This is a genomic window from Mesorhizobium sp. M7A.F.Ca.CA.001.08.2.1 (assembly GCF_003998455.1).
GTDB classification, from domain to species: domain Bacteria; phylum Pseudomonadota; class Alphaproteobacteria; order Rhizobiales; family Rhizobiaceae; genus Mesorhizobium; species Mesorhizobium ciceri.
Genome location: NZ_RZPW01000446.1, coordinates 1 through 5,249, shown reverse-complemented (window position 1 = coordinate 5,249; position 5,249 = coordinate 1). Strand labels below are relative to the sequence as shown.

At 61.7% G+C, this 5,249-nt stretch carries 5 protein-coding genes; all 5 read left to right on the top strand.

Translation table 11 applies throughout. The features are described from left to right. Nucleotides 1-1,251, top strand: a 1,251-nt coding sequence (locus EN914_RS23335; RefSeq protein WP_164778866.1) for an ABC transporter substrate-binding protein, incomplete at its 5' end; no start/stop codon positions are given. A gap of 89 nt (nt 1,252-1,340) precedes the next feature. Continuing rightward, on the top strand, nt 1,341-2,138 hold the full coding sequence (locus tag EN914_RS23330) for a DUF427 domain-containing protein (protein WP_024502603.1): 798 nt from the start codon (nt 1,341-1,343) through the stop codon (nt 2,136-2,138). A gap of 80 nt (nt 2,139-2,218) precedes the next feature. Continuing rightward, nucleotides 2,219-2,983: an SDR family oxidoreductase gene (locus EN914_RS23325; RefSeq protein WP_013532887.1), complete on the top strand. Its 765-nt coding sequence runs from the start codon at nt 2,219-2,221 to the stop codon at nt 2,981-2,983. A gap of 419 nt (nt 2,984-3,402) precedes the next feature. Beyond that, nucleotides 3,403-4,377: an ABC transporter substrate-binding protein gene (locus EN914_RS23320; protein ID WP_024502602.1), complete on the top strand. Its 975-nt coding sequence runs from the start codon at nt 3,403-3,405 to the stop codon at nt 4,375-4,377. Between the two features lie 77 nt (nt 4,378-4,454). Continuing rightward, nucleotides 4,455-5,249: ATP-binding cassette domain-containing protein (locus EN914_RS23315; RefSeq protein ID WP_127389288.1), on the top strand; the 795-nt coding region annotated here is incomplete at its 3' end.

Genomic DNA, 5,249 nt, shown 5'->3' with positions numbered 1-5,249 from the left:
CTGCGCAAGGGCGTGAAATTCCACAATGGCGAGGATTTCAAGGCCGACGACGTCGTCGCGACCTTCGACCGGCTGGCCGACCCCAACGGCGCTTCCAATGCACTTTCCGTGTTCAAGGGGCTGCTGTCGAAAGGCGGCACCCAGAAGGTCGACGACCACACCGTCGCCTTCCATCTCGATGCGCCGAATGGCAGCTTTCCCTATTCGGTGTCGATCGACAATTACAACGCCGTCATCCTGCCGGCGAGCTACAAGGGCGACTACGAAAAGACGTTCGAAGGAACCGGGCCATTCCGGCTGGAGACCTATACGCCAAAGGTCGGCGCGACCTTCATCCGCAATACCGACTATTGGGGCGAGAAGGCGCTGCCTGACCGGCTCGAATTCAAATTCTACGGCGACGTGCAGCCGCGCATCCTGGCGCTGCAGGCCGGCGAGGTCGACATTCTCGACGCCGTTCCGCTCGATGTAAGCCAGGTGGTGCTGAACAGTCCTGATATCACGGTGCTGCGTGTCGCTTCGACCGCGCACCGGCAGCTTCACATGCGCTGCGACACCGGCCCCTTCACCGACAAGCGCGTGCGCCAGGCGCTGGCGCTGTGCATCGACCGCTCCAAGCTGGTCGACGGGCTGTGCCGCGGCATGGCGGCGACCGGCAATGACAGCCCCTTCGCACCCGCTTTCCCCGCAACCGACAAGACGGTGCCGCAGCGCGTCCAGGATATCGCCAAGGCCAAGCAGTTGCTGGAGGCGGCGGGCCTTGCCAGTGGTTTCGACATCACGCTAACGACGCTGCGCTATTCCGACATTCCCGGCTACGCGCAATTGTTCCAGAATTTCGCCAAGGAAATCGGTGCCCGCATCTCGCTCAACATCGAAGACCAGGACAAATATTACGGCAAGGCGGTGTTCGGCCAGTCGGACTGGCTGGACAGCCCACTTGGCATCACCGACTACGCCCATCGCAGCGTGCCGAACGTCTTCCTGAAGAGCCCGCTGGTCAGCGACGGTCCGTGGAATGCGGCGCATTTCAAGAGCCCGGCCTATGACGGCATGGTCACCAGCTATCTCAAGGCGCTCGATGTCGGCGCGCAACGCGCTGCCGCCTCCGACATCCAGAAACTGCTGCTCGACGAGACGCCTGTCATCTTCAGCTATTTCCCCGATCTGCTGGTGCCGGTGCGCAAGAATGTCAGCGGCTTGCCGCCGATCGCCGCCGGCCTGCTGCTCGATCGCGTGTCCCTGAGCTGATCGTGCCTCAACGCCCGATGACAAAAGAAACAAAACGGGAGACTACCATTCGCAAGCCTCATCTGCGCGGCCGCGGGCCGCATTTTCCCTTGCTCGATACCATCGTGCAGTACGACTTCGAGCCGGGCTACATAGCCTTCACCATGCCGACGCAGAAGCGCCTGCGCGTGCAGGTGGGGTCAATGACCGTGGCCGATACGACCAACGCCTTGGTGTTCTACGAATCCGATCATCTGCCGGTCTACTATTTTCCGATCGGCGACGTTCGCGAGGAGTTCCTGCTGCCGAGCAAGACCACGACAGAGGACCCATTCAAGGGCACAGCCACCCACTATTCGCTCAACACCGGCATCACGCTGGTCGAGGACGCGGCCTGGCGCTATCTCGATCCGGTCAAGGGCTGTCCGCCGATATCGGACTACATGTCGTTCACCTGGAGCAAGATGGGGCACTGGTTCGAGGAGGACGAGGAGATCTTTGTCCACGCCCGCGATCCCTTCCGCCGCGTCGACTGCCTGCCGTCGTCGCGGCGCGTGCAGGTCATCCTCGATGGTGAGCAGGTCGCCGATTCACGCCGCGGCGTGTTCCTGTTCGAGACCGGCCATCCGGTGCGCCACTATCTGCCGATCGCCGACACGCGGCTCGATATGTTCGCGCCCAGCCGCTACATCTCGCGCTGTCCTTACAAGGGCATCTCCAACTACTATCACGTGACGACCAAGGCCAAGCGCCACGAGAACCTGGTCTGGTATTATCCTGAGCCGGTGCACGAGGCGGAGCGCATCAAGGGGCTGGTCTGTTTCCACCACGAACTGGTCGACAAGATCCTGGTCGATGGCGTCGAAATCCCGAAGGAAGCCACGGCCGCGTCGAGCGGTTATTTCTAGGCATCGACGCCGCTTGCGCGCGGGCGCTTGATCGAAGCACGGGTCAGCGCATACCCTCCCTGGGACAGGGAGGACACTCGATGGATCTTTTCAAGCTGGATGGCGATGTCGCGCTGGTCACCGGCGCCGGCAGCGGCATCGGCCAAGCCATCGCGATCGGGCTGGCCGAGGCAGGCGCCGACATCGCCTGTTTTGGTCATGCGTCGAAAGGTGGGCTGGATGAAACGGCGCACCGGATCACGGCACTCGGCCGCAAGGCGCTGGTGCTGAACGGTACAGTGACATCGCAGAGCGATCTGGCGGCGGCGATCGATCGAGTCGAGAGCGAACTCGGTGCGCTGACCGTTGCGGTCAACAATGCCGGCATTGCCGGCTCCGAACCCGCCGAGACCATGCCGCTGGAGACGTGGCAGAAGGTGCACGAGGTCAATGTCGCCGGCGTGTTCCTGTCCTGTCAGGCCGAAGCGCGCAAGATGCTGGTGCGAGGCAAGGGCTCGATCATCAACATCGCCTCGATGTCAGGCACCATCGTCAACCGGGGCCTGACGCAGGCGCACTACAACTCTTCGAAGGCCGCCGTCATCCACATGTCCAGGAGTCTCGCCATGGAGTGGGCCGATCGCGGCCTGCGCGTCAATGTCGTCAGCCCGGGCTACACACTGACGCCGATGAACAAGCGGCCTGAGGTGGCCGAAGAGGTGAAGATCTTCAAGCGCGACACGCCGATGGGGCGGATGGCGGCGCCGGAGGAAATGGTCGGACCGACGGTGTTCCTGGCCAGCCGCGCAGCGAGCTTCGTCACCGGCCTCGACCTGATTGTCGATGGCGGCTACGTCTGCTGGTAGAGGTTCAACTTCGCCTGCAGTCTGAATTTATACACCTCGCGCGGTGTTAGTCGTTGCGCGACATGAACCTTGATATATATAATTTCATCCCATGAAACTGGCTTGGCGAGATGGCGCTTGCCGGGTCGACAGCCGAGAACATGAGACCTTGATGGCTCGCACCTTGCAAGGCGCCGCAAGACTGGCAATCGATCCGCAGATGACCGCCCCCGCAGCGATCCGTCGGCAACCATGACGCCGACACTGCAGTCCTGTTCCATCATCACTAGAATTGAGCACCATCTTGCCTGCGCCGGCCAAAGCCGGGGCAACAATCTGGCGCCGACGGCCTTGCGCAAAGACCAGCCTTTCCAACACAATCAAGAAAAGCCGCAAGAAGGGAACGAACGATAATTTTCACAGCTTGAAGGAGAACAAGCATGTCACTTCGCAGTGTGATTTCGACCTTAACAATGGGAACCTTCGCACTCGCCGCGGCGAGTGCACTGACACCTTCCGCCCAAGCCGCCGCACCAGAATCCAACGATCCGATCAAGATCGCGCTGTTCGACTGGACCAGCGTCAATCTGAACGCCAAGATCCTCGGCGGTATCCTGGAAAAGCTCGGCTATACCGTCGAGTATCCCACGGCCGACTACCTCTCCAGCCTGACCACGGGCCTCACCAATGGCGATCTTGATGTCGGCCTGGAGTTCTGGGACACGACCGCCGGCGAAGCCATGAAGGCCTCCGATGCGACCGGCCAGACCGAACGGCTGGGTAAGCTCGGACCCAAGGCCAAGGAAGAGTGGTGGTTTCCGGAATACATGAAGGAGAAATGCCCGGGCCTGCCCAATTGGGAAGCGCTGAAGGACCCGAAATGCGCCGAAGCCTTCTCGACGGCGGAGACCGCACCGAAGGGACGCTATCTCGGCGGCCCGGTGACATGGGAAGGCTTTGACGACGAGCGCGTCGAGGCGCTGAAACTGCCCTTCACCGTCATCCATGCCGGCACCGACGCGGCGATGTTCGCCGAGCTCGATTCCGCCTATCAGCGCAAGGCGCCGATCATGCTGTGGATCTATTCGCCGCACTGGGCGCCGGCCAAGTACAAGGGCGAGTGGGTTGAATTCCCGGAATACACGCCCGAGTGCTACAACGACCCGAAATGGGGCGTGAACCCCGACGCCAAATATGACTGCGGCAAGCCGCATGGCGAGATCTGGAAATACTCCTGGTCCGGCATGAAGGACAAATGGCCGGTCGCCTACAAGGTGGCCAAGGCCTACACGATCGACACCGATGAGCTCAACAAGATGAGCGGCGAGATCGATCTCGGCGGCAAGACACCGGAGGACGTCGCAGCTGCCTGGATCTCCGCCCACGAGGCCGACTGGAAAGCCTGGGCGCAGTGATCGTTCCGACTGGAAAAATGAGACCCGGCTGCTGACCAGCCGGGCCTCACTTGTTGATATTCCAGAGGGACGTTCGAATGACGGACAGGACTGAACAGGAGCCAAACACGGCGGGCGCGCCAAAAGACGCCCGTCCGGTAAAGCTTGCCTGCCGCAATGTCTGGAAATTGTTCGGATCGAACGCGGCCAATTTCATCCGTGAACGTGACGGCAAGGCCAGCATGGCCGACGTCACGGCTGCCGGGCTGGTCGGCGCGGTGCGCGCCGTCGACCTTGAAATCCGCCAGGGCGAGATTTTCATCATCATGGGCCTGTCGGGCTCCGGCAAGTCGACGCTGGTGCGCTGCATGTCGAGGCTGGTCGAGCCGACCCACGGCAAGGTCGAATTCGAGGGCAATGACCTGCTGAAAATCTCCGATGCAGCACTCATCGAATTGCGACGACACCGCATGGGCATGGTGTTCCAAAATTTTGCGCTGTTGCCGCATCTCAACGTGCTGGAGAACATCGCCTTCCCGCTCAGCATCCAGGGGCAGGACCGGGCGACACGCGAAGCAAGGGCGCGCGAGGTCATCGAGCTTGTCGGCTTAAGGGGTCGCGAGCATTTCTATCCGCGCGAACTGTCCGGCGGTCAGCAGCAGCGTGTCGGCATCGCCCGCAGCCTGGCGACAAAACCGGAAATCTGGTTCCTCGACGAGCCGTTCTCGGCGCTCGATCCGCTGATCCGCCGCGAGATGCAGGACGAGCTGATGCGGCTGCAGATGATGCTGCACAAGACCATCGTCTTCATCACCCATGATTTCGACGAGGCCATCCGGCTGGCCGACCGCATCGCCATCATGAAGGATGGCGAGGTCATCCAGATCGGCACG